The organism is Paracoccus sediminis, assembly GCF_900188295.1.
In the GTDB taxonomy this organism is placed as follows: domain Bacteria; phylum Pseudomonadota; class Alphaproteobacteria; order Rhodobacterales; family Rhodobacteraceae; genus Paracoccus; species Paracoccus sediminis.
The window spans coordinates 1-4,644 of record NZ_FZNM01000031.1; the positions used below are offsets into that span (position 1 = coordinate 1).

General features: G+C 65.9%; 5 protein-coding genes and 2 pseudogenes. 2 read left to right on the top strand and 5 right to left on the bottom strand.

Annotated features, from left to right (window positions below):
- Positions 1-237, top strand: a 237-nt coding sequence (locus CHB77_RS17740) for a transposase (protein ID WP_176430371.1), incomplete at its 5' end; no start/stop codon positions are given.
- A 12-nt stretch (positions 238-249) separates the two neighbouring features.
- Here the strand turns inward: CHB77_RS17740 and CHB77_RS17745 are convergent.
- The 3 genes and pseudogenes from CHB77_RS17745 to CHB77_RS17755 form a co-directional block, all read right to left on the bottom strand.
- Positions 250-777: pseudogene (locus CHB77_RS17745) on the bottom strand (Bax inhibitor-1/YccA family protein); the annotation flags it as partial.
- A 52-nt stretch (positions 778-829) separates the two neighbouring features.
- Entirely contained in the window at positions 830-2,245 is a 1,416-nt protein-coding gene (gene chrA, locus CHB77_RS17750; RefSeq protein ID WP_089389452.1) for a chromate efflux transporter, read from the bottom strand.
- Complete coding sequence (locus tag CHB77_RS17755) at positions 2,242-3,078, bottom strand: chromate resistance protein ChrB domain-containing protein (RefSeq protein WP_089389453.1); 837 nt, start codon at positions 3,076-3,078, stop codon at positions 2,242-2,244. The genes chrA and CHB77_RS17755 overlap by 4 nt, the downstream gene beginning before the upstream one ends.
- Positions 3,079-3,270: 192 nt before the next feature.
- Here CHB77_RS17755 and CHB77_RS17760 point away from each other — a divergent pair, with 192 nt between their 5' ends.
- Positions 3,271-4,020 (top strand): hypothetical protein, encoded by a 750-nt coding sequence (locus CHB77_RS17760; RefSeq protein ID WP_089389454.1) that lies wholly within the window; start codon positions 3,271-3,273, stop codon positions 4,018-4,020.
- A gap of 178 nt (positions 4,021-4,198) precedes the next feature.
- On the opposite strand, the gene CHB77_RS17770 is transcribed toward CHB77_RS17760, so the two are convergent.
- Positions 4,199-4,456, bottom strand: a complete 258-nt coding sequence (locus tag CHB77_RS17770; protein ID WP_089389456.1) for a hypothetical protein — start codon at positions 4,454-4,456, stop codon at positions 4,199-4,201.
- Positions 4,453-4,551 (bottom strand): annotated as a pseudogene (locus tag CHB77_RS18840) (YcbK family protein); the annotation flags it as partial. The gene CHB77_RS17770 and the pseudogene CHB77_RS18840, both read right to left, overlap by 4 nt.
- Between the last annotated feature and the right edge of the window lie 93 nt (positions 4,552-4,644).

Here is a 4,644-nt window from a genome sequence, read left to right on the forward strand (position 1 = left end):
TTCACCCGCCTCGATCCGTCGCAATGGAAATCCGCACGGACCACCAACGCCATTGAGCGTCTGAACGAGGAGTTCCGCCGCCGCATCAAGACCCAGACCGTGCTGCCCTGCGCCGAGACCGTGCCGATGCTGCTCTGGGCGCTCTTGGCGTCAGGGCAGATCCAGATGCGGAAGGTTGACGGCTGGGAAACTCTTTCTCAGCCGCTCGAGCCGATGTCCCTTGACCTCGCGGCCTGACTGGAGCCATCGTTACATGCCCGGAGCCCGCTGCTCGGCAATTTCCACCACATTCGCGACACGACCTAGGCGCAGCGCGCCCATGATTGCCGACTTCTGCAGCCACTCCTGGTCGCCTTGGGCGGCATGCGCAACGTATTCGTTCTTGATTGCCTGAGTGTCGTAGGCGGTGAGTGCGGCAAAGATGAGGACGCCGATGATCGAGATCGCGAACATCATCGCCGGCGACTGCGGGAAGATGTTGATGACCATGGCCACGATCAGACCGATCACACCCATCATCAGGAACGTGCCGAGACCGGACAGATCCTTTTTGGTCGTGTAGCCGTAAAGGCTGAGCCCGGCGAAGGCGACGGCGGTCACAAAGAAGGTCTGCGCGATTGAGACGCCGGTGAAGACGGCGAAAATCCAGCTGATCGACAGGCCCATGACCGCGGCAAAGCTGTAGAACACCAGCTGGGCGGTCGCGGCCGACATCCGGTTGATCATGCCGGCAAAAGCAAACACTATGATCAGCGGCGCGAACATCACCGCCCAGCCGCGGGCACGGTCCCTCTGCTTGCGACCATCCTGTCGAAAGAGGCTGAATGGATCAGCCGGAGAGCGAGGTCATCCCCAAACCATAAAGCATAAGGCCGAGAAGGGCGGACCCGCCCAGCATGATCGTCATGCCGAGTTTCAGCCGAAACACCGCGAAGAGCGCGAGTGCAGACAGTGCGGCTGCGGCCCAGTCGATCGAACCAAGGACCGGAAGCTCGAGCGAGAGCGGCCCCGCCTCGATCCGGCGCACTTCGATCCAGACGACGTGGATCGCGAACCAGATTGCGAGATTGAGGATCACGCCCACGACCGACGCCGTCACCGCCGTCAGCGCGGCCGAAAGGGACCGGTTCGAGCGCAGCCCCTCCATGTAGGGCGCGCCGAGGAAGATGAAGGCAAAGCAGGGCGCAAAAGTGACCCAGGTCGCAAGAAGGCCGCCGAAAGTGCCGGCGAGGAGCGCATTGTCCCACCCGGCCTCGCGGAAGGCGCCGAGGAAACCGACGAACTGGAGCACCATGATCAGCGGCCCGGGCGTAGTCTCGGCCATCCCGAGGCCGTCGAGCATCTCGCCGGGCTCGAGCCAGCCGTAGGTACCGACGGCCTCCTGCGCCACATAGGCCAGCACGGCATAGGCGCCGCCGAAGGTGACCACCGCCATCTTGGAGAAAAAGGTGGCTATGTCGGCGAAGACATTGCCCGGCCCCAGGGCCAGCACCAGCACCACCACAGGCGCGAGCCAGAGCGCCAGCGCGACCCCGCCCGCCACGAGCGCGCCGCGCCGCGCCGAAGCCGGCATCTCAGCCATTTCTGGGCCAAGAAGCGTCTCGGCATCGTCGACATGGGTGCCGCCGACCGACCCGTGGCCACCACCAGGAGCAAACGCCTGCAGCCCGGCGCGCGCCCCGAGAAACCCGATGAGGGCGGCGGCGAGCACGATCAGCGGGAACGGGGCGCCGAAGGCAAAGATCGCGACGAAGGACAGCGCGGCGATCAAGCGCATCGCGTCGTTCTTCAAGGCTCGCCGGCCGACGCGGAAGACCGCCTGCAGCACGATGGCGAGCACCGCGGCCTTGAGCCCGAAGAACAGCGCGGCGACGAAGCCGACATTGCCGAAGATCACATAGACCCAGCTCAGCGCCATGATGGCGATGACGCCGGGGAGGACGAACAGGACGCCGGCGATCACGCCGCCCCAGGTCCGGTGCAGGAGCCAGCCGATATAGACGGCGAGCTGCTGCGCCTCAGGCCCCGGCAACAGCATGCAGAAGTTGAGCGCATGAAGGAACCGGCCATCGCCGAGCCAGCGCTTTTCCTCGACGAGTATGCGGTGCATCACCGCGATCTGTCCGGCCGGTCCGCCGAAGGACAGCAGAGCCACGCGCGCCCAGACCCGCGTGGCCTCGGCGAGCGTCGGATACTCCTGTGCGGGCGCAGCGCTACCCGGCGTCGCCAATGTCGCGTCCGTCATCGCACACCTCCCGGCCGGTTGGTCGGCCAGTTGTGCGTCTCGTCTGTGGCGTCGCGCGCCCACCGATAGAACGCGTCGTAGAGCGCCATGCCGGCATCGAGCTGCTCGAGGTCGTCGGCGTACATCCGGGAGAGTCCTAGGGAGGCGGCCAGAAGCCCTGCAGCCTCAGGCGCAAGGTCGAGACGCGCCGTGTCTGCCCCGCGAACGATGGAAGCCAGCCGGTCGAGCGCCGGGATCGAGAGCCCGAACTCCGCCAGCATCGTGTCGAAGGTACAAAGCTCGCCGCGATGGCTCCAGAACACCTCCTCTATGTCGTAGGGCATCGCCCCGAACAGCTCTGCCACGCCGACGACTTCCGCGGGCGCAACGTAGAGGAAGGTCGCGCGTGAGTCGACGAAGCGGCGGATCAGCCAAGGGCAGGCGATCCGGTCGATCTTGGGCCGGGAGCGCGTCACCCAAACCGTCCGGCCATCGGCGTCGCGTGCGGAAAGCTTGCCGGGATCGACGAGTGGAAGTCCCGCCGCGACCCACGCAGCCTGTCCGCCCTCCAGATACTCGGCTGGTATGCGCGCACTCCGGAGCACGGCGGCGACACCCTGACTGCGTCTGTGACCTTCGGCGCAGATGACGACAACCGGGCCGTCAAGACTCGCCGTGAGCCGCGCCAAAGCATCGGAGGTGATCTCAGCCTCGCTGAGTGGCCGGGCGGCGGGAACGAGACGCGGTTCGGCGGCGCGGGCGGCTTCGGCGCGGACATCGAGCAGGATCGGGCAGCGGGGCGTGCCAATCAGCTTGGCGAGCTTGTCGGCAGGGATGGCGTCGGGCGCAGGCATCTGCGTTCCTCCTTGGAAACAAGGTTGAGGTGGAACGCGAGCTTCGGCTGTCGCCTCGTGGGGAGATCGCGGATCCCCATAGGAGGAGAATTTCGCAAGACGGGTGCGCTGTCAATTCCCGCCGCACCGGCCAGGTCGGACAGCGGGCCGCCCACAACTGTCACCGATGGCCGATGCGGGTTAGATTGCCCTATGCTTTCAGAGAGCCTGGGGATTCTTTTCAGCCTTTGGGGATGGCTCGTCTCGGTTCAACGCGAGATCTCGGCCGAGCTCGCCCTCATGCTCCGCGCTTTCGCCGAGACCCGGGACTGGTCTGCACTGACCGGCTTCCTGCCCTTCGGCATTGCATTCGGGGCGGCGCATGCCCTGACGCCCGGACACTCGAAGACCGTGCTGTCCTTGTTCGTCGCCGGTAGCGGCGCCAGCCTGTCGAGGGGCATCGGGACCGCTGTCATTCTCTCGGCCACGCATATCGCGATCTCCGTCCTCGTGGTCATTCTCGCCTTGCCGGTGGTTTCGCTGGCCTTTGGCGAAGTCGGACGAGCTCGGGTCCTGGAAGATCTGAGTCGAGGCCTGATCGGATTGATCGGCCTCTGGCTTCTCATCGCTGCCATCCGGGGACACGCTGCTGATGGCCATCACGAGGGCGCGGCGTTCGGGGTGGTGGCCGGGTTGATCCCATGTCCACTGACCCTGTTCGTGATGACCTTCGCGAGTGCTCGAGGAGTTCCGGAGGCCGGTTTGGCTTTCGCGTCCATGATGCTGATCGGCGTTGCCGCCGTGCTGGCGAGCGTGGCGGCACTGGCCGTGGCCGCAAGAGCAGGTCTTGGCGGCGCGCTCGCGCGCTTCACTCCGACCTTGGGTTGGCTTGCGCGCCTGGCGCTCGGAGCGACGGGGGCGGTTCTGATGCTGATCGCCCTCATGCAGTTGGGGCGCTCGTGATGAGGGCGCCGGGAGATCGGGTCAGCAGGCGCGATTCTGTGCACGCAGAACCGCATAGTCAGTCAGCATGTTGGCGATCGCAGCCCCCTCGGGGAGTTGCGCCACCTCGTTTGACGCGCGGGCCTGAAACTCTCGGCTGTACTCCACCACCGGCGGACAAGCCGACACGCGACCTGATTCAGAACTCACCGTCGCGCAACCGCTCAACAAGCTCGTCCCGATCGCGAGGACGGCGAGCTGCCGCCTCCAGCATCCGGCGTTGGACATCATTGGCCTTCTCCGTGGTCACAAGGCGTTCGGCGAGGCGTCCCGCGCGCTCGCCGGACCGCCGAAGCGAAAGCAGGAACAGGAGCACCGCCAGCGCGATGGCGCCGTAGCGCAGCGCCGCCCGCATCCACGGGCTCGCAGCGATGCCGCCGAGCAAGGTGCCGATCACCGCCGCCCCCGGCGCCAGTCATCGAGGCGGGCGTAGATCGTGACCGCGATGCCGCCGAGAGCCACCGCGATGAACACCCAGCGGAGGGTATCGAGTGTTGATTTCCACCCAGAACTGAGCCGGCATTTCCATCGAGAAGTGAGCCACCTCTGACTATGGATTTCCGGTCATTCAGTGGTCAAGGCGTG